Consider the following 20,636-nt stretch of genomic DNA (forward strand, 5'->3'; position numbering starts at 1 on the left):
TGCCTTATTATCAAGTACTAATTGTCAATTATTTATATTTCGCAGATAGCTCGGCAACAACGGATTTCATAATATCCTGTGCTTCCTGAGTATATTTTCCCGATCCCAGCTCAACCAAAACAGCTTTGTGTTTCATGGCCATAAAATCAAGAAATTCAATTTCAAATTCTTTCACTTTATCTACAGGAACATTACGCAATAATCCTTGTGATCCACAGTACAAAATAGCTACCTGCTTATCAACCGTGTAAGGTGAATATTGTCCTTGTTTTAAGATTTCCACATTCTTCGAACCTTTATCTAAAACAGAACGGGTTGCAGCATCCATATCGGAACCAAACTTGGAAAAAGCTTCCAATTCACGATATTGTGCCTGATCCAGCTTCAAAGTACCGGCTACTTTTTTCATCGACTTGATCTGAGCGTTTCCTCCCACACGGGACACCGAGATGCCTACGTTAATTGCAGGACGAATACCGGCGTTAAAAAGATCTGACTCCAAGAAGATTTGACCATCGGTAATCGAAATTACATTGGTTGGAATGTATGCCGATACGTCACCAGCCTGAGTCTCAATAATTGGAAGTGCCGTCAAAGAACCTCCTCCTCTGATAATCGATTCACCATTCTCATCCTTAGCATTTTTCATGCTCTCAGGCAAGTCATTCATCTGACGGGCAATCTCATCTGAATTAATGATTTTAGCCGAACGTTCTAACAATCTTGAGTGCAAATAAAATACATCACCTGGATATGCTTCACGTCCTGGTGGACGACGAAGCAACAGAGAAACTTCACGATACGATACCGCTTGTTTCGATAAATCATCATAAATAATTAATGCAGGACGGCCTGTATCTCGGAAAAATTCTCCAATGGAAGCTCCTGCAAAAGGTGCATAAAACTGCAGTGCTGCCGGATCGGCGGCAGTTGCCATCACAATAACCGTATAGGCCATAGCTCCATGCTCCTCAAGTGTTCTGGCGATATTTGCAACAGTAGAACCTTTTTGTCCTATGGCTACATAGATACAATATACCGGCTTTCCTTTATCGTAAAATTCTTTTTGATTGATAATGGTATCAATTGCGATTGCTGTTTTACCTGTCTGACGGTCACCAATGATTAACTCACGTTGTCCACGTCCAATAGGAATCATTGCATCAATCGACTTCAATCCCGTTTGCAAAGGCTCAGTTACCGGCTGACGATAAAGTACCCCGGGAGCTTTACGTTCCAATGGCATTTCGTATGTTATACCCTTTATTTCACCTTTTCCATCAAGAGGCTCACCAATGGTATTGATAACACGTCCTAACATTCCCTCTCCAACATTGATTGAGGCAATACGCTTGGTGCGTTTTACAACATCACCTTCTTTAATTCCCTGAGTTTCTCCCAAAAGAACAGCTCCTACATTGTCCTCTTCGAGGTTCAATACAATACCTAAAACGCCATTTTGGAATTCAATTAACTCATTGGATTCAACGTGCGATAAACCGTAGATGCGGGCGATACCATCCCCAACTTGCAATACGGTTCCGACTTCTTCCAGTTCTGCCTCGGTTTTTAATCCTTTTAATTGCTGCTTTAGGATTTCCGAAACTTCTGCAGGTTTAATACTAGCCATATTTAATTTTTATTTAGTCAGAGTTTAATCCGATTTGAAATTCTATTTCATATGATTTGAAAGCAATTCACGCTTAATTAAATTCAACTGATTGCTTACACTCGCATCCAGTTGCTGATCTTCAATTCGAAGCACAAATCCACCAATAATTTCTTTATCAACAACTTCCTGCAACTCAATTTTTGCATTGTAAGATTTTGAAAGTAATTCAATCAATTTGCGATTGCTTTCTTTCTCAACAGCTGATGCAGATGTAAGTGTGGCTGATAAAATCCCCTTGTCTTTACGACACAATGCCAAAAAATTTCTTGAGATATCCTTCAGGTAAATTTCCCGACGATTTTGCACCACCAAATCTAAAAAATTAAGACTGACCGGATTTATTTTATCACCAAATATCAGCTTAACCGAAGTTCGTTTCTGAGAGGTTTTAACAACCGGACTTTCAACCATAAGCCAAAATTCAGGTATCGTTTTACAAGCCTCATCAACCAGCTGAATATCTTTAATTACCGACTCAATTAAGTTCTCCTCTTTTCCTAATTCAAAAAGAGCTTTGGCATAACGAACCGAGATTTTACTTTCGTTCATGTTCTTTAGATTATTAGATGTGAGTTATGGGATTCAACAAGACTCCCCTACACCCATTTACTAATTCAACTTTACTTCGTCCATTAACTTTTTGAAGTAATCTTTTTGCTGCTGATCATCAGCAAATTGCTGACGGAGAATTTTCTCTGCTATTTCGACAGAAAGAATTGCTACCTGAGCTTTAATTTCATTCAAAGCAACGGATTTTTCATTCTTAATGTTTATCCGTGCCGATTCGATTACTTTATCTGCCTCAAGAGTTGCTTTTTGTTTGGCTTCGCTAACCAACTTACCGCCCATCTCTTTTGCCTCTTTAAGCATTGCCTCACGCTCTCTTCTCGCTTCCTGAAGAATTCTTTCGTTATCGACTTGTAATGCCGCCATTTCTTCTTTTGCACGCTCTGCAGAACTAAGTGCATCTTCAATGGATTGTTCCCTTTCTTTTAATGCATTCAGAATTGGTTTCCAGGCATACTTTGCCAAAATAAACAAAACAATCCCAAAAGCTAAAAGCATCCATATAAAGGTTCCTAATTCAGGTGTTACTAAGCCCATGTTATTCTATTTTAATTCACTTTAAGTGACGTTAACATCCAAATAGATTCCACAATTTGCCGCAGACAATCTCTTATGGCAAATTGTGGATCATGCTATTACAATACGATAGCCAACAAACAAATGATAATCGCAAAAAATGCAGCGCCTTCAATAAGAGCCGCAGCAACGATCATGTTTGAACGAATATCTCCAGAAGCTTCTGGTTGACGGGCAATACTCTCAAGAGCACTACCACCAATTTTACCGATACCAATACCAGCACCAATGGCAGCTAAACCAGCTCCAAATGCAGCACCCATTTTGGCAATGCCCATACTTGCTGCAGCCTGAAGAAGAATTGTTAATGTAATCATAGCGTTTTTAATTAATTGATAAAAAACTATTAAAGCTCCCATTTTTAGGAGTAGATAAATTCTTAATGATGCTCTTCTGTTGCCATACCAAAGTAAAGCGCAGAAAGAAGCGTAAACACATAGGCCTGAATTAAGGCTACCAACAGCTCAAGCATATCCATAAATACAACAAAAAGTACTGATACAACTGAGGTTCCGTATCCTAATCCCGGACTAATCTGACCAAAAATGAAAATCAAACTAACAAAAGCCAAAACTATCATATGACCTGCAGTAATGTTGGCAAAGAGTCGGACCATTAAAACAAATGGTTTCGTGAAAACACCCATTACTTCAACCAAAGGCATCAAAGGAATCGGGAATTTTAGCCACCATGGTACACCAGGAGTATTCACAATATGTTTCCAATACGATTTATTTGCATTCACTGATGTAATTACAAAAGTGAACAATGCCAACACCATTGTTATGGTAATATTTCCGGTGACATTTGCTCCTCCCGGTAACAATGGAACCATACCCATTAAGTTGTTCAACCAAATAAAAAAGAAAATGGTTAAAAGATAGGGCATGTATTTTGCATATTTTTTCTCGCCGATAGCAGGCTTTGCAATCTCATCCCGAATAAAAATTATAATTGGCTCAACAAAAGACTGAAGACCTTTGGGAGCTTTTCCTTTTCGTCTTGTATAAGATTTAGCTACAGAAATAAAGACCCAAAGCAGAATAACCATACTTGTTAGCATGGCAACAACATTCTTGGTCATTGATATATCAAACGGGCGAATTTCTTGTCCGTTAACCATTTCAACTACTTTTCCTCTGTATTGCCCTTCCTTGGCAATCGAAAAACCTTCGTAATCAGAATGCCCATGATGAAAATTACTGGACATGAACATGTGAAATCCGGAATGCCTGGAGTAAACAATCACCGGCAAAGGCATGGTTACATGAATATCACCAACACTACAAACATGCCAATCGTAAGAATCAGCAATGTGATCCATTATAAAATTTCCTGGCTCAAACTTTTCTTTTTCATGTGTTTCTTGAGAAGCAGGTTCTGCATGCTCATCACCTGAGGCAAAAACCGGAATAACATTTAATGCTAAGAAGAAAATCAACAGAAATCGATGAATGTTTTTCATACGTAAACGACTTACTTTGTAACAGATAACTAATTACCTGGCTTGAGACAAAACCCAAATCAGCTAATTCAGAACTTATTCGATCTGTTTGGTTAAAATGTTAATCCAAAACAAATTGCATCAACAATATTTTCTGGAATGATAACTCATTCGTTTATTACTTACTTTTTCAAGCTAAAAACTTACTGCTTTTTTAATTTTGACTTCCAAATTTAATAAAAAATCAATTGCATGTGGCTTTTTAAAATCATTTAACATTTCCAGACCTTAAAGTATTGGATAAAGACACAACATCATAAGCTGTATATACCACATAGCAAAAACCAAAAAACAGGACGAAACTCAATGCTTGTGAACGATCCAATAAAACGTAAATGATCACAAAGCTTAGGTGAGAGAATAGTTTTATTCCGAACCATGCCATATAATTTGTATTGAAAACCCGAGGATTCTCCTTTGCCGTTTTTACCAACTTATAGTGCTGAAAGGAACTAATCAGAAAAAAGTACAATATAACAAAAGGAAAAACATAGTTGAACCATGGTTTTAACAAAGTCAAATACATCAGAACCGAGATGACGATTAATGCACCGGAAATGATTCCTAAGTTTCGAATGTACTTTTTAAATGATTTTTCCATATTCGAATTTATATGCGTCCGATTATTTTTTCAGCAAATCTTTTAACGCAAAATATAAAGATAATACAACGCCACCAAAAGCTCCGATAATTGTAAATAATGGAAATTCATTTCCCAAATACTTATCCAACTGAAACCCTCCAAACAAGACCAAAAGTATGATGGCAATCATTTGAAATGCCAGACCAGAATATTTTGCCAAACTGGTCACTTGTTGTTTTCTCTTTTCGAGGGAGCTTTTGTTGTCCTCCTTATTTTTTTTCATCTTTTTTTGGAACTGACTCGCCCATTTTACAGGATCCGGTAAATTTGGCTCCTGGCTCAACAGAAATTTTATCGGTAGTTATATTTCCAAGAATAATTGCGGTGTTTTTTAAATTAACCATTTCTGAAGCAATAATATTGCCTTCTACCATTCCGGAAACATCAATTGTTTTACAATGAACATCTCCTTGAATTTTACCGGTATTCCCGACAACAACTTTTCCATTCACATTCATTTTCCCGTTCAGGAACCCATCAATTCGAATATCTCTTGACGCTTGAATATCCCCGGTTATGGATGTTCCATCGCAGATCAAATTCACTGCGGTTGGTTGTACTTCATTGTTTTTGCTCATTTTATCTTTTTTGCTAAACATGTTAATATCATATTGAATTTATAAAGCTGAGTGGTTGAATATTGCTGCCACTTATGAAACTTTCATATCATCACCGTTAAAAAGCTCCGTTTGACTAATTTCGTCAGTAATAATAAATCAACTCAATTTTATAAAAAAAAAGTATTTTCCAATTAAAAAAAGAACTGTAAGTTCTCTTTGCAAGCCATACAAATATAAAAATTTGATTGAAGAAAACCATTCTTTTTAAACGATTCCAAGAAAAAAAGGCCCCCAATTTGGAGGCCTGATTATATTCTTACTTAGTTATTGTTTTATTTAGGATTGTAACCCCATTTCAAAAGAATAGAACCCCAGGTAAACCCAGCTCCAAATCCCGAAAGGATAATGTTATCACCTTTATTCAATTGGTTTTCCCACTCCCATAAACACAAAGGTATTGTAGCTGAAGTAGTGTTTCCGTATTTTTGGATATTGATCATTACTTTCTCTTTCGCCAATCCCATTCGTTTTGCTGTAGCTTCAATAATACGGTTATTCGCCTGATGAGGTACCAACCATGCCAAATCATCCGCTGTCATGCCATGTTTTTCCATCATTTCAACGGAAACATCTGCCATATTGGAAACAGCATGTTTGAAGACATGATTTCCTTCCTGATAAATGAAATGCTCACGGGCATCAACGGTTTCATGACTTGCCGGCTTACAAGATCCGCCAGCTTTTTGATGCAGATGTTTTCTGCCAAATCCTTGAGTATGCAACATTTCATCGATTATACCAATATTTTCGGTAGTTGGCTCCAACATTACTGCTGCCGCTCCATCACCAAATATAGGGCAAGTCTGACGATCTGTATAATCAACGATTGATGACATTTTTTCAGCACCAACAATTACCACTTTTTTGTACATTCCTGATTGAATGTACTTTGAACCAGTAACCAATGCGAATAAAAATCCCGAACATCCCGCATTCAAATCAAAACTAAATGCGTCATTAATTCCCAATTTATCGCTAATGATATTAGCCGTTGCCGGAAATTGCATGTCAGGAGTTACTGTTGCACAAATCAACAAATCAACATTCTCAGGAGAGGTATTGGTTTTTTTCAAAAGCTCTTCAACAGCTCTTGCCCCCAAATCTGAAGATCCTTTTCCTTCGCCTTTTAGAATTCTTCTTTCCTTAATACCAATACGAGTCATAATCCACTCATCGGTTGTATCAACCATGGTGCTCAATTCCTCATTGGTAAGAACATAGTCTGGAACATAAGCTCCAACACCAGTTATTACTGCATTAATTTTTGACATTCTTCTAGCTTACTTAGTGTTTATCAGATAGATTCAGCGTTCTGCTTACACAGAAATCCATTCTAAACAAATTAAATAAATACCGAATTATACTTCAACCAACAAAATTGATTAAAACCATTTAACAACTCAGGAATTTGCAAAATGAAACTGTATAATAAGCAAAATTGCTCCCAAGTAAAACCTGAGGAGCAAATTTACATATTGCGTTTAACCTAAATAACTTGACTTAGATTATGCTGTAACTTTCTTTTCGATCGCCAATTTACCTCTGTAATAACCGCATTCAGGGCAAACAGTATGATATTTAACAGTTGCTCCACAATTTGAGCAAGATGCTAAAGTAGCTGGAGTTGCTTTAAGATGAGTTCTTCTCTTATTTCTTCTCTGCTTCGACGTTCTGTGTTTTGGATGTGCCATTTTTCAACCTATTTAACTAATTATTATCAATCAATTTTCTTAAATCATTCCATCTTGGATCGATGATCTGTTCATCGCTCACCGAATGGTCATTCAATTTTTGAATCATTTCTTCATTACAAGTGCTATCTCCATCTTCATCTTCCGGATGAACAAAGCTTAAAGGTAAGCTCAGTGAAAATAGTTCATAGATGTAATATGCTGTTTCCAGTTCGTTTACCGCTTCTGAAATCACAATAACATCATCGGCCAACTCCTCATTTTCCTCTCCAAATTTCACATAAACAGAGCTTTTTCCACTCACCTCCATGTCAAATTGCTCGAGACAACGATCGCAGGCCACATTCATTTTACCATCCAGTTCAATAGTTAGAGTCATAACCAAAGTCTTCTTCTCCAGTGTTACTTTCACTGAGGCATCAACCTGATATGCATCTTCCTGCTGAAAATGCTCAAAGAACTCCTGATCGATGGTAAAATTGAATTCATGTTTACCATCTTTCAATCCTTTGAAAGGAATCGTATATTTTGCCAGATAATCCAAAATATTCTAATAAAACTTTGCAAAAGTATAAAAATTAATCATACGTTTTCATAAATACCAACATCTTTTTTCGGCAATTACAACCAATTATTAAACTGAATTACAGTTTCAATGATCAAACTCCCTTGAAAACGGGCTGCAAAAATAGGTAGTTATTTGTTGGTTTCAAAAAAAAATCAGCTATTTGAAAATCAAATGGTTCAATTTAAAGGCAAAATAATCCTAAACACCGCACCGTTGCCCAATTCTGAGCTAACAACAAAAATTTTTCCGCGATGATAATTTTCAATAATTCTTTTCGAAAGAGATAAACCAAGCCCCCATCCTCTCTTCTTTGAGGTAAATCCTGGCTTAAAAATAGTCTTAAATTGATTTCTTGCTATGCCTTTCCCCGTATCGCTGATATCGATTATTAGCTGATTTGCTTTATTCGAAACTAAAAATTTCAAACTCCCCTTGCCTTCCATCGCATCAACCGCATTCTTAGACAAATTCTCAATTACCCACGAAAACAATTCTTTATTTAATGGAACAACTGCATTCTCCACATCAACACCTTCTAAATTAAAATCAACCTTACCAGAAGTTCTCTTTTTTAAGTATTCGATACTGTTACTGAGTACATCCAAAATGTTTGTAAACTTTAAAACCGGCTTTGAACCAATTTTTGAAAAACGTTCAGCAATAACCTCTAACCGATTAACATCTTTTGCCATTTCCAGAGATAATTGAGGATCAATCTCTCCGGATTTAATCAACTCCATCCACGCCATTAAAGAGCTGATAGGCGTTCCCAGCTGATGTGCTGTTTCTTTTGACATTCCGACCCAAACCTGATTCTGTTCGGCTGATTTTGAATACGAAAAAGCCAAAAATGCAATCACAATAAATGTAATTATCGCTCCCAATTGAACAAAAGGATACCAGGCCAATCGCTTTAGAAGACTCGAATCGTCGAAATAAATGTAGTTTTTTCCATTTACAAGCTCTATTTCAATGAAATGGTTGTCATCCTTCATGTCCTGAAGTTTTTCCTTTAAAACCTTATCTTCATTCCTTTTTGGGAGTTTAATATTTCTATGATCGACTATGTTTCCATCATCATCGATAAGAATAACAGGAATAGTTTCATTTTGTTCCAAAATTCGGTTAATCAAAGAAACGTCCTGATCGGGATTTAACTGCAGACTCCGCATTCCTTCGGCCCACAATTCAATTTTCTTCACCTCTTCATTGGCTAGTTTTCCAACCAAGTTATTGGTATAAAGAATTGAGCCAAAAACAATTATTATGGCGATCAGTAAAAAATAAAATTTCCAGTGTCGGTTTTTCAGATAGATATCCAAGATTTTCGAGTTCTAAGGTTTCACGTAAAGATAACGGCAAATCTTTTGATTTCTTATCCTACAAAACTACTTCTTTAAGTTCGAATAAAACTCAAGTATGGCTTTCGCATTTTCTTTAGGATCATCTTTTTCGAGTGCAATTGAATAAATAGTTTGCCCTTTTCTCTTTTGCTGACCGTGAAGGTATGCTTTGTCGTAGTAGGTAAGCGTAATATCAGCAACAGAGTGAAAATCCCCTTTATCAAGACTTTCCAAAGCGTTTTTCACATTCAATCCGCCCAATCGTTTCTCAATTTTTAAAACCAGTTCCTTTAAATCTGCAATATCAAAGCATGCATACTCCTTCACTAATCTTTCAATCCGCTCGGCTTTTGGAACATCCATTTTAACAACATCGGCTTTTCTCATTCTAAGAAACAGCTGTTCGTTAACCCAAACAGAACCTACTGAATTGCTTTCATCTTCAATCCAAATGGTTTTATTGAAATCGAAACCAGACCATATTTTAGCCAATTCATTTTCAAAATTCTCGTTGGTTGGCTGATCTCCCTGCCCCAAGGCTCCAAAAACCGATCCTTTATGATTCGCAATTCCCTCCAAATCGAGAACCTGATGCCCCATTTTTATCATTTCATGCAAAACCTCCGTTTTGCCGCTTCCGGTCATTCCGCCCAGAACGATAATCTCCGCTTTTTTGAGAAATTGCTCTCGGTTGTATGCTCTGTATGCTTTATAACCACCCTTTAACAGATAAACTGTAAATCCGGCAGTCTCGAACAACCAAGCCATGCTTCCGCTTCTCATTCCGCCTCTCCAGCAGTGTACCAATATTTTTTTATCCGGAGCAATTTTTTTTGCTTGCTTTACAAAACGTGCCAATTTTGGCCCCACCAATTCCAAACCTAATAATACGGCAGAATCCTTTCCTGCTCTCTTGTATTTAGTTCCTACAACAACTCTTTCTTCATTGGTGAAAATTGGTAGATTCTGAGCTCCGGGGATATGACCTGTCTCAAATTCCGCAGCAGTTCGAACATCAACCATGGGTAAAATTTCACCCATTTCAAGAAATTCCTTAGGATCAAGTATTGTAGCCATTTATTCGTTTTATATCAATAAAAATAGCACGTAGAGAATTACGTGCTTATGTCTTAAAATTGTTTTACAATTCCTGTATTTTCTAAATTCTGTATTTGCTGTCCTCATCCTCCATAATCATCCCCAAATAACTTTCATATCTGGTGATACAGATTTCTCCAATTTCAACTGCACCTTTTACGGCACATTTTGGTTCATGTACATGAGTGCAATTGTTGAATTGACAATGCTTCGAAATTCTAAATATTTCAGGAAAGAAATGAGACATTTCCTCCTTTTCCATGTCGATGGTTCCAAACCCTCTAATTCCTGGAGTATCAATAATATAACCCTCAAAATCCAATTCAAACATTTCAGAAAAAGTTGTGGTGTGTTTTCCTTGAGAATGTGCTTCAGAAATTTCTCCCGTTTTTAAGTCCAAACCTGGTTGTATCGCATTTATTAAAGTTGATTTTCCAACACCAGAGTGCCCTGAAAGCAAATTTATTTTGCCTTTTAAAGCTTCTCTGATAATATCCAGATGAGTTCCCTTCCTGGCAGAAATCTCAAAACATTTATAGCCAATCTTTTCGTAAGTGTATTTTAATTCTCCCAAACGCTTTATATCATTGGGGCGATATCTGTCAATTTTATTGAAAATAAGATTGACAGGAATTCGATACGCTTCTGCGGCAGCAAGGAACCGATCGATAAAAGTTGTTGTTGTCAACGGATAATTGACAGTAACAATTAAAAATGCCTGATCGATATTTGCAGCGATAATTTGACTGTGTTTTGACAAATTTGATGATTTACGAATAATGTAATTCTTCCGATCATGAATCTTCACAATTACATTCGCCTCATTTTCCTCCTCAAAATCTACTTTGTCACCAACCGATATAGGATTGGTTGTACGAATGCCTTCCATTCTAAACCGCCCTTTTATCCGGCAATTATGGATTTCTCCATCGTTGGATTTTACGGTATACCAACTTCCTGTCGACTTGATTACTACTCCTTCTTTCAATGTTCTTATTTTTATTACAAAAGTAGTTGATTTGAAGCAATTTTAGGCTATCGTATTGCATTTTATGAGTTTTTAATTCATCTCTTATCTCAACTTATCCTTTCCTGATTTTCTTTTTTTTACCTTTATTCACTTCAAACAAAAATTCACGCTATGCGAAAAATAATAAGTTACAATGTAAATGGAATTCGAGCCGCCCTCGGAAAAGACTTTATTGGATGGCTTAAACAGGAAAACCCGGACATCCTTTTAATTCAGGAAACAAAGGCTCAGCCAGAGCAGATTGAAACTCATCTTTTTGAGGAATTAGGATATTATTGCTACTGGTTTTCTGCTGAAAAAAAAGGATACAGTGGTGTTGGCATTCTGGCTAAAGAAAAACCAGACAATGTGGTTATTGGTGTTAACAATCCAAAATATGATATTGAAGGGAGAGCAATCAGAGCTGATTTTGGGGATGTTTCGGTTTTTAGTACGTATCATCCATCGGGAACAACCGGCGGGCCCCGACAGGATTATAAAATGGAATGGTTGGCCTATTTTCAGGATTACATTTCTGAATTAAAAAAAGAAAGGCCAAATTTGATTATTGGAGGAGATTACAATATCTGTCACAAAGAAATAGATATTAGTAACCCGGAGAAGAAAAAAGGTGCTTCGGGATTCCTGCCTGAAGAAAGAGAATGGGTAAGCCAATTTATTGATAGTGGTTTTATTGACAGCTTCAGAATATTTGATCAATCGCCGGACAAATACAGCTGGTGGAGCTACAGAGCTGGTTCCAGAGGTAAGAATTTGGGTTGGCGAATTGATTACCATATGGTAAGCGAACCTCTTCGCGAGCAACTAAAAGGAGGATCGATACTAGCTGATGTGATTCACTCGGACCATTGTCCGGTTGTTGTTGAAGTTGATTTTTAATCGTACCAATATAAGATACTACCATCCCGAGAAGGTTTTCCTTTTCGGGATTTTTATTTTACCACATACTCAACAATTGCACACACACCATTAATAACACCATTGCAATTGGATAAACTGTTGCATAAGCAATGGCTGGAGCTGAAGAATCTGTCATTCCATCAACCGCCGCCAAACCAGGCGTACTCGTCATACTTCCGGTAAGTGTGCCAAGCAAATTCAGTACATTCATTTTCAAAACAAAATGCCCAATTAAGATTGTAATTATCATTGGCAGCAAAGTAATTGCAATACCCAGCGAAAATAGGGTAAATCCCGATTCTTTGAATGTTTCCACCAAATGTGATCCTGCACTTGTTCCTACAACCGAAAGAAACATTAACAATCCTAACTGACGAAGCAATTGATTGGATGACCCGGACATGGTCCACAGAATTGCACCGGTTTTACCAATTCTACTCAGAACTAAAGCAACGATTAAAACGCCACCGGTTAATCCCAGACTAAATGTAAAATCATCCGTAAAGGATATTTTTAATTTCCCCACTAAAACACCAAGTACAATTCCTGTTGCAATGGGAAAGAAATCAGTATCTGACAACTTTTTACTGTCATTTCCAAACAAGTGACGCACATTATTGATATTCCCTGTACCACATGCCACTACCAGCTTATCTCCAAATCGAATCTCTGATTTTGAACTGGCGACAATATCAATTCCAGCTCTTCTTATTCTGGTTACACGAGCATTGTAATTGGCTAAAACATTTAATTGTCCCAATGTTTTGTTCACCACCTGTTTGTTCGTAACCAAGATTGATTCAACCACATAATCACTGCTAAGCGGAATTTCCTTGGTCGTTTCTTCTCCAATTAAAATTCTGGCCTTTTCAATAGCTTGTTCTGTTCCTATTAATTTTACAATGTCTCCCTTTTCAAGAATGGTAGTTGGCAATGGAACAATGGTTTTACCATCGTGCATTATTCTTGAGATATTTGCTTGAGTCATTGAGCGAATCTTCAACTCTTTTATGCTTTTTCCAACAATATTTTCATTCCCGACAACCAGATTTTTATTGACTAACTCCGGATGTTGCTGAAGAACTTCCTCTTCCAATTTCTCCGATTCTTTTTGAATATCAACCCCTGCTAATTTAGGATATAATCTTACAAACAGAATTACTCCAATTACACCAAAAGGATAAGCGATACCATAACCAATAGAAGCCAGCGGAGATTGAGTTGTTTCAATTGCAGCTGCCAAACCTGGAGTACTGGTTAATGATCCCGTGAGCAAACCTATAGCAATATTCATATCAACCTGAAAGACTACAGCCAAAAGAAGCGTAATAAGCGAAGCACTTCCCACCAAAATAAAAGCAAGCAAAATCAACTCTCTCCCATTCTTTTTAAAAGATTCAAAAAAACCAGGTCCGGCCTGAATGCCAATGGTGAAAATAAATAATGTTAATCCTATTTTCTGAATATCATTGGGTATCGAAACTCCGTAATGACCAAACACCAAAGCCACAAAAATTACGGCAGAAACATCAAGGGATATCCCTTTTATTTTGATATTCCCAACAACAAAACCAATGGCAACAATTAGAAATAAAACAAAATAACTAGATGATAATAAATCCATCAACAATGGTTTAAAAATATGAAAAATACAATCTTATCTGTTTACAGAATCAAAGGTAAAAATTCAAATTAAAAAAGCGGTTGAATCTACTTCAACCGCTTTAAATATATTTTTCCAAAATTTATTTCAGCAAAAAATTAAAATCATCCTTGGGACTCAATTCGTATGCTTGCACATCATTTTTGAATATTCGGCAGTTGTATTTTCCAATCAAATCAATTTTACCATTTTCGATCAGGAACATGCTTCCCTCACGCAAACCGGCAACATACATATCAGGATTAACGACCATAAATTCATTAATCCGATCTTCTCGGGTTTCTCCTCCATGACCATCGGGATTTTTATCCAAGTAATGAGGGTTAATCTGAAATGGAATTAAATTAAGTGCATCAAATCCCAAAGGATCGATAATCGGCATATCGTTCGTGGTTTTAATGGTAGGACAAGCCAAATTGGAACCGGCACTCCAACCTATATATGGCACATTTTCATCTATAACTTTCTTTCGGATAGCCCCAGTCAAATTGTTTTTATGCACCAAATGAAGCATATTCCAGGTACTTCCGCCACCTACAACAATTGCTTCAGCCTCTTCGACAGCCTTTACAGGATCTTGAAAATGATGAATAGAAACAACATCATGACCCACTTCATTAAACTTAGCCTTAACTTTAGCTTCATAATCGTCGAAGGAAACAGTTACTCCTGCATAAGGAATGAATAAAGCCTTAACTGGTTTATCACCTAAAAAATCTTTGATATTGTTTTTGGGATAGTCTAAATATTCCTCCCCGGCCATTGTGGAGTTACTGATTAATAATAATCTCATTTGTGCTGAATTTAGTTTAAGTAGATGTGAATTATCTGACCTAAATTTAGACATTTACTACTGAAATCAGAGTCTCTTTTTTCACAAATTCGCTAAATTTTTCATCACTCATTGGCCTGCGGGGAATGATGAACGAAAATGTACTACCCTTGTCAACTTCACTTTCCACCATCATTTCGCCATGATTTTTCACTAAAAAATCCCGGCACAAAGTAATCCCTAAACCTGTACCTTTCTCATTAGAAGTACCATCTGTGGTCTTACCATCGTAAATGTTCTCAATCTGATCCGGCATCATTCCGATTCCATTATCAATCACCGAAATTTTAACGAAATACTCTCCAATCTCCGATTTCACTTCAATAATCCCCCCTTTATTGGTGAATTTAATTGCATTTGATATCAAATTACGCAAAACCGTATTGATCATATTCCAATCGATATACACTTCTACTGAAGGATTGATACTTGCGAGTAAACGAATGGATTTTATTTTCGCCAGTTCTGCAGAAAGACTAATATTGGAGCTAATTATAGAACTTGCATCAACCATTTGCAGATTAGCTGATATAGTAGATGTTTGATTTTTTGCCCAAAACAATAGATTTTCAAGCAATTCGAATGAATTATCTGCAGAATGAAACAAAGACTGTAAAAATTCTGTTTTATCTTCTTCAGTCAGATCCAATTCCTTATCAGTCAGCATCATTCGTAATCCATTACTAATGTTACCAATTGCTCCACGTAAATCATGAGCAATTAAGGAAAACATCTTATCCTTGGTTTCATTGGCCGTTCGAAGCTTATCTTCACTCTCTTTCAGTCTTTTCATGGCGCCTATCAACTCCTCCTGATGCTGACTTACCAGACGATTGCGCAGGTATAAAAGTTCATTATCTTTCAGGTTGTTTCGGTACCGGAAAGTAAGAAGAAATATGACAACCAGCAGAAGTAGTAAAATCAATAAGCCAATTGTATATTGACGGTTAATTTCTAACTGCTGAATTTGATTTTCAGCCCTTAGAGCCTGATTTTCGTGATTCTTCATGTCTTCAACATGCCTTGAATCCAAATCATCAATTTTATTTGATAAATGTTCTGAAGAAATTGAATCCTGATAAGCTTGAAGGTTTTGATATGCAATTACGGAATTCTTATAATCACCAAGTTTTGTATAGTAAAGAGAAAGATATTTGTAATAATCCCGAAGTAATCTTTTCGATTTTAATTGTTTACCAACCAGATAACCTTTGTCAAGATGATGTTTTGCTTTGGTGAGATCATTATGCTGAAGATATAGATCACTCATATTCAACTCAAAAACCCCGGTTTTATTATTGGGCCCATTTGACTTATAATAGTCAACTGCCTCACGATAAGTTCGAATAGCTTTAAGGGTATCCCCCATTTCGGTATACAAACTCCCAATGTCATTGAGTAGTTCTCCAACTATAGGTCGGTGCGAAATTTCTTTCCCAAGATTGAGTCCTTTTTGCAAATAACTGATGGCCTGATCATAATCTTGGATTGATTGATAATAAACACCAAATAAATTAAGACATCTTGCAATACCAATCTTATTATCTAACTTCTCATAAATATCATTGGCAATCTCTGTGTAATCGAATGTTTTACTGATTTTCCCGGATTGGAAGTAAACTGTTGCCAATTGTTGACTTATATCAGCAACTTCCTTTTGATAATTATGCCTTTCAGCGCCTCGAAATGCCTGCAATAAATAATCCAAAGAATTATCGTACTGATTATCCTTATAGTAAGCTGTTCCTAAATAAAACATGGCTTTAACTATTTCTTTATCATACCCAAGACTTTGAGCCGTTGCAAGAGCTCTGGTAGCCATTTCAATTCCTTTTCCGGGTTCGGTATCCCAATATGCCCGGCTCATCTCCAATAATGTCTCCAGTTTTTCCTGACCAAACACTTTTGTATAGCGATTATTCAAGCTATCCAAATTTGTCTGAAAATCAGCAAATGCGGGTAGAGCAAAGAAAATAGAAAAAAAGCAAATTAAAAGCTGGAATTTTCTTTTCATGTGGCTAAGATACTACTTTATAGCACATAATTCAACACTCGTCAAAGCTCATAATACAAGTCAATAAAAATACCGGATTCATCAGGAATCCGGTATAATAATACATATCTATTAGTAGTATTCTAAAAACTAACCAAGGTTATTCCAACTGTAAAAGGTACTAGTTCCGGGCCCTTATTATTTTCAAATAAATTGGTTAAACCATAGGTAGCAAAAAAGTTTAGCGAACGATAGCCAATGCGGGCATGAGCTGCGTACCGCAGGGTATTTAGGTTGAAATCGTCGTGATCTTTATCTTTGTGCATGTTCCCGTTCGTTTTGTATTTCACTTTTGTATGAGAACCAATTCGTAAACCACCCACTACTCCGGCAGACATATGAACCCTTCGGGATTTATACTTAACCGGAATTTGAAATTCCAACAGCAAAGGCACTGTTAGGTACAAACTGGTTAATTTGCTTTTTTTAATGTTCCAGTCAGAATCAAAATAAATTGGTTGAATCCTACCAGAATCATCATTTGCCAGCGTAATATCTTGATCGAAACGATAATTATTCCATTCCAGCCCCATTCCAGTTACTACACCAATGGTGTTTCTTTCCTTTTGCAAGCTAATATCATACTGAAGAAAATTTAAGTTGACAGCAAGTGATTTGGCCATATCTAAATCCATAAAATCCTTCTGATCATTAGAATAATCATTATAATATTCATCAGCAAAACCATTTATGCCTACTTCAAAACCTGCCCAATGTCCTCGAAAACCTTTCTCCTCTTCCATAAAAAACTTATCCTGCTTGGGATCCCAAGGATTTACCTTCTGAATTCGAATTCTGGTTCCGTGCCAGCCGTCAATAATATTGATCTGCTTTCCGCCAAGTCTTATTTTTGTAGTGTCCCTGTCTTCTTCAAAACCTACTTTGCCAATTTTCCCAATTTTAGCTTTAATCCCTTTATCATCCTCAACAACCTTTACCAAATCTTTTTCGAGAAATTTAACTTTTGTCGTGTCTGCCTTTGCTTCCCATGATTGAGCTTTAACAGTTTCTTTTCTCTCTGGTTTCGTTTTCTTGTCCGACCATGAATCTTCAATTAAAATCTTCTTTTTAATTGTATCTGTTTTTAAAGTATCAACAACTTCCTGGGCGTTGCTTCCAAATACAAGCACAAAAGCCATGCATAGTAAAAATATTTTTTTCATCAGTTTATAATTTTCTTGTTACTATCAAATGGAACTTACCATTTGTAAATAATCATACATGTGGAGTTAATGATGATTTACTCATGGACGTTTCATAACGGTATATTTATGTTATTTCTAAGGGTAAGACGAAATGGTGGATGAATAGTTACAGGGCTATTTAATTGTTTTTGAAAAACCGATGCCTGTAGTATTAAAATCTAATCGTGTCTTCTCTGTAGCAGAGTCATACTTCTTCTCCAACTGAACATTTTTCCCTGCAATTTCGCCCAATTTATCAACGCCATATTTCGCAATAGCATACAAAACAGAACTTTGAGCTTTCTTTTCGGGCACACTCGATTTCCATGACATTCCCAATTGTGCAAGTCCGTTATTTTGAGTGCTGATTTCAGTATTCTCTTCTTTGGGAATATCCAGTTCTATCTTTGGATCTGCAGAATTGGCTAATGCAATGAGTTCTGCATCAGCAGAAAGCACCACAGGTTCAACTCGCTTAAACACCTCTTCTATATTTTCAACTTGTTTTTCATCTCCCTGACTATCTGTTGTCTGCGCTTGTCCTTTTTCAACAGAATATTTCTTCTCTGGCTTCACAATCTCTTGTTTGGGAGTTGCAATAGCCTCAACATCAATTGCCTTTTCAGTTTTATTTGTCTCCTTACTTTCCGTAAATGCAGTTTCTACCTTGGCCGTAATTTTCTTTTCATTTGATTGATTCCCTTCAAATTGATACAAAATACTCCAAAGTGAAAAAAGCAGAATAATTGAGGCTGCTGCTCCAATTCTTGAAGAATAACGCCAGTAAGCAACTTTTCGGGAACTTCTTTTCAGCTTTTCCTTATCGGTGAAAACAAGACTATTATCAGCATGTAAAATCGTTTTTTGATAAATCTGATTCTCGTTATGAAAGGACTTGTTCTTTTCCAGAAAAGTATCGAATGCAATTTCATTTTCAACCGACAAGTCTCCTTCTAGCCGGGCAATACAGAAATCATCAAAACTTTCGCGAAAAGGAATTTCTTTTAATGATTTTAAATCAATTTTAACGCAGTCTTTAGTAAAAACAGAACACTCCATCTCCTCCAATTCTAATTTTAGATCTGGATTTTTGGTTAAAAAATCTTCCAACGCGACAATCTGAAGGGAACTTAACGTTCCTTCCAAATAATCAAGGAAGAATTCCTCGTAGTTGTATCGGGTTATTTCCCTCATCTCCTATTCCTTATACTATTGATTCAATACTTCCAATGTAATTCTTCAAATGCATTCTTGCCCGGTAAATATAAACTTTCACCTGCGACTCAGTTAAATCAGTAATTTTTGCAATTTCGGTGTAAGAATATCCTTCGTAATCGCGCAATAAAATTACCGATCGCTGAACCTCCGATAATCTTTTCAAGGCTTCATCAAGAATTTCACTTAAATCTGAATAATGCTCAGAATGCGAATAATCTCTAACATCCACATTTTCAAAATCTTCTTTCCTTTTCTCCCGTCGAATCAAATCAATCATAGTATGATACGCCGTTGTGTACAAATAAGATTTTACTTTCAGAGAATTCACATTCTCAACATTCCGCCATAGTTTCTCAAAACTATCCTGCACAATATCCCTCGCTTTATCCTCATCTCTAATGTTTTTGAGGATAAAACGAAACATTCCATCAGCATGCTGATCTACGCTTATGTTGTATTCGTCCAGGTTCATATTTAGTGGCAATCAAATGTATGACGCATACACCTAAATTAAAGTTACAGCCATTTTTTTATTATCTTCGATTTCCGAAACCATTTTTAGTATAATCTGCAATTTGAAATTCATCTCCGAAGATTTTAAAAATTCAATTCCTAGTGAATTACTAAAATTAAAATATCAATTGATATGAGAAAATTATTTTTTGCTTTAGCTGCATTTTCCATCCTGATTTCGTCTTGTTCCAAACCTCAGGATTCAAAAAAACAGGAAAATAATCAGAATGAACATTTAGTAATGGCGACTCTTTGGTTTCAAAGAGCTTCGGAGTGCCGAGCATTGTATTATCAGGCATTTAACATGGCTAAACTTTCGTTGGATAATCAATTATTAACCAAGAGTGATAATAAGAAACCCAAAGCTGTTGTTGTTGATATTGATGAAACAGTTTTAGACAACAGTCCTTTCGAAACCAATTCGATTCGCAGCGGCAAAGCATTTACACGCGCAGCCTGGAAAGAATGGACAGATATGGCAAAAGCTTCAGCTACACCTGGCTCTTTGGAGTTTTTAAAATATGCAGAATCAAAAGGCGTTGAAACATTTTATATATCCAACCGTGATACTTCGGCTTTGGCTAAAACCATCGAGAACCTTAATGAGTTAGGATTTCCCTTTGCGGATGAAAGACATGTGTTACTAAAAACAAAAACAAGTATAAAAACCGAACGCAGAAACAAAGTACTGGAAACTCATGAAATTTTAATTCTTGCCGGTGATAATTTAGGTGATTTTGATGAGTTTTTGGAAGACAGATCGACTGACTTTGGCTTTTCGAAAGTAGATGAAAGGCAAACTGAATTTGGACAACGATTTATAGTTCTTCCCAACCCAATGTATGGTTCATGGGAGAAAGAGGTGCTGAAAAGTAAGAGAAAATTAGATGGATTTGAAAAAGAGAATCTGCGCAAAAAGCAATTAATAGGTTACGAAGAACTCTAAACAAGATTATAAGCC

The 20,636-nt window shown here is 36.4% G+C and carries 22 protein-coding genes; 2 read left to right on the plus strand and 20 right to left on the minus strand.

Annotated elements, in window-relative coordinates; all coding sequences use genetic code 11:
* Positions 1–28 precede the first annotated feature (28 nt).
* The 14 genes from atpA to rsgA form a co-directional block, all read right to left on the minus strand.
* Positions 29–1,630 carry a F0F1 ATP synthase subunit alpha gene (gene atpA / locus ACKU4N_RS00600; protein ID WP_321319668.1) on the minus strand — a complete coding sequence of 534 codons (1,602 nt, stop codon included), beginning with the start codon at positions 1,628–1,630 and terminating at the stop codon, positions 29–31.
* 42 nt (positions 1,631–1,672) lie between these two features.
* On the minus strand, positions 1,673–2,221 hold the full coding sequence (gene atpH / locus ACKU4N_RS00605) for an ATP synthase F1 subunit delta (RefSeq protein ID WP_321319669.1): 549 nt from the start codon (positions 2,219–2,221) through the stop codon (positions 1,673–1,675).
* A gap of 60 nt (positions 2,222–2,281) precedes the next feature.
* On the minus strand, positions 2,282–2,776 hold the full coding sequence (gene atpF, locus ACKU4N_RS00610) for a F0F1 ATP synthase subunit B (protein ID WP_321319670.1): 495 nt from the start codon (positions 2,774–2,776) through the stop codon (positions 2,282–2,284).
* Between the two features lie 98 nt (positions 2,777–2,874).
* Positions 2,875–3,132, minus strand: a complete 258-nt coding sequence (atpE, locus tag ACKU4N_RS00615) for an ATP synthase F0 subunit C (protein ID WP_156194809.1) — start codon at positions 3,130–3,132, stop codon at positions 2,875–2,877.
* Between the two features lie 62 nt (positions 3,133–3,194).
* The gene (gene atpB, locus ACKU4N_RS00620; RefSeq protein WP_321319671.1) at positions 3,195–4,280 is read right to left on the minus strand and encodes a F0F1 ATP synthase subunit A; all 1,086 of its coding nucleotides are present in this window, start codon (positions 4,278–4,280) and stop codon (positions 3,195–3,197) included.
* 247 nt (positions 4,281–4,527) lie between these two features.
* Positions 4,528–4,920: a hypothetical protein gene (locus ACKU4N_RS00625; protein ID WP_321319672.1), complete on the minus strand. Its 393-nt coding sequence runs from the start codon at positions 4,918–4,920 to the stop codon at positions 4,528–4,530.
* Between the two features lie 22 nt (positions 4,921–4,942).
* Positions 4,943–5,185: an AtpZ/AtpI family protein gene (locus ACKU4N_RS00630; protein WP_321319673.1), complete on the minus strand. Its 243-nt coding sequence runs from the start codon at positions 5,183–5,185 to the stop codon at positions 4,943–4,945.
* A complete protein-coding gene (locus ACKU4N_RS00635; RefSeq protein WP_321319674.1) occupies positions 5,172–5,540 on the minus strand; it encodes a bactofilin family protein in 369 nt (122 codons plus the stop codon). Before ACKU4N_RS00635 ends, ACKU4N_RS00630 begins: the two co-directional genes overlap by 14 nt.
* 314 nt (positions 5,541–5,854) lie before the next feature.
* Positions 5,855–6,853 (minus strand): beta-ketoacyl-ACP synthase III, encoded by a 999-nt coding sequence (locus ACKU4N_RS00640; RefSeq protein WP_321319675.1) that lies wholly within the window; start codon positions 6,851–6,853, stop codon positions 5,855–5,857.
* Between the two features lie 234 nt (positions 6,854–7,087).
* A complete protein-coding gene (gene rpmF / locus ACKU4N_RS00645; RefSeq protein ID WP_101261094.1) occupies positions 7,088–7,273 on the minus strand; it encodes a 50S ribosomal protein L32 in 186 nt (61 codons plus the stop codon).
* Positions 7,274–7,289: 16 nt separating this feature from the next.
* Complete coding sequence (locus ACKU4N_RS00650) at positions 7,290–7,817, minus strand: YceD family protein (protein WP_321319676.1); 528 nt, start codon at positions 7,815–7,817, stop codon at positions 7,290–7,292.
* A 200-nt stretch (positions 7,818–8,017) separates the two neighbouring features.
* Positions 8,018–9,163, minus strand: a complete 1,146-nt coding sequence (locus ACKU4N_RS00655; RefSeq protein ID WP_321319677.1) for an ATP-binding protein — start codon at positions 9,161–9,163, stop codon at positions 8,018–8,020.
* A gap of 66 nt (positions 9,164–9,229) precedes the next feature.
* Positions 9,230–10,261 carry a tRNA 2-selenouridine(34) synthase MnmH gene (mnmH, locus tag ACKU4N_RS00660; RefSeq protein ID WP_321319678.1) on the minus strand — a complete coding sequence of 344 codons (1,032 nt, stop codon included), beginning with the start codon at positions 10,259–10,261 and terminating at the stop codon, positions 9,230–9,232.
* A gap of 82 nt (positions 10,262–10,343) precedes the next feature.
* Positions 10,344–11,270, minus strand: a complete 927-nt coding sequence (gene rsgA / locus ACKU4N_RS00665; RefSeq protein ID WP_321319679.1) for a ribosome small subunit-dependent GTPase A — start codon at positions 11,268–11,270, stop codon at positions 10,344–10,346.
* A gap of 153 nt (positions 11,271–11,423) precedes the next feature.
* On the opposite strand from rsgA, the gene ACKU4N_RS00670 reads away from it, so the two are divergent.
* Complete coding sequence (locus ACKU4N_RS00670) at positions 11,424–12,191, plus strand: exodeoxyribonuclease III (RefSeq protein WP_321319680.1); 768 nt, start codon at positions 11,424–11,426, stop codon at positions 12,189–12,191.
* Positions 12,192–12,249: 58 nt separating this feature from the next.
* Here the strand turns inward: ACKU4N_RS00670 and ACKU4N_RS00675 are convergent, their stop codons facing one another.
* From ACKU4N_RS00675 to ACKU4N_RS00700, 6 genes are all read right to left on the minus strand, one after another.
* Positions 12,250–13,836: an aspartate:alanine exchanger family transporter gene (locus ACKU4N_RS00675; RefSeq protein ID WP_321319681.1), complete on the minus strand. Its 1,587-nt coding sequence runs from the start codon at positions 13,834–13,836 to the stop codon at positions 12,250–12,252.
* Between the two features lie 121 nt (positions 13,837–13,957).
* Complete coding sequence (gene pepE / locus ACKU4N_RS00680; protein WP_321319682.1) at positions 13,958–14,668, minus strand: dipeptidase PepE; 711 nt, start codon at positions 14,666–14,668, stop codon at positions 13,958–13,960.
* A 46-nt stretch (positions 14,669–14,714) separates the two neighbouring features.
* A complete protein-coding gene (locus ACKU4N_RS00685; RefSeq protein WP_321319683.1) occupies positions 14,715–16,631 on the minus strand; it encodes a tetratricopeptide repeat-containing sensor histidine kinase in 1,917 nt (638 codons plus the stop codon).
* A 212-nt stretch (positions 16,632–16,843) separates the two neighbouring features.
* The gene (locus ACKU4N_RS00690; protein ID WP_321319684.1) at positions 16,844–17,923 is read right to left on the minus strand and encodes a porin family protein; all 1,080 of its coding nucleotides are present in this window, start codon (positions 17,921–17,923) and stop codon (positions 16,844–16,846) included.
* 156 nt (positions 17,924–18,079) lie between these two features.
* The gene (locus ACKU4N_RS00695; RefSeq protein ID WP_321319685.1) at positions 18,080–19,138 is read right to left on the minus strand and encodes a hypothetical protein; all 1,059 of its coding nucleotides are present in this window, start codon (positions 19,136–19,138) and stop codon (positions 18,080–18,082) included.
* 10 nt (positions 19,139–19,148) lie between these two features.
* Entirely contained in the window at positions 19,149–19,634 is a 486-nt protein-coding gene (locus tag ACKU4N_RS00700) for an RNA polymerase sigma factor (protein WP_321319686.1), read from the minus strand.
* 174 nt (positions 19,635–19,808) lie between these two features.
* On the opposite strand from ACKU4N_RS00700, the gene ACKU4N_RS00705 reads away from it, so the two are divergent.
* A complete protein-coding gene (locus tag ACKU4N_RS00705; RefSeq protein WP_321319687.1) occupies positions 19,809–20,621 on the plus strand; it encodes a 5'-nucleotidase, lipoprotein e(P4) family in 813 nt (270 codons plus the stop codon).
* Positions 20,622–20,636 lie beyond the last annotated feature (15 nt).

The sequence above is a fragment of the Labilibaculum sp. genome, assembly GCF_963664555.1.
Classification (GTDB): Bacteria; Bacteroidota; Bacteroidia; order Bacteroidales; family Marinifilaceae; genus Labilibaculum.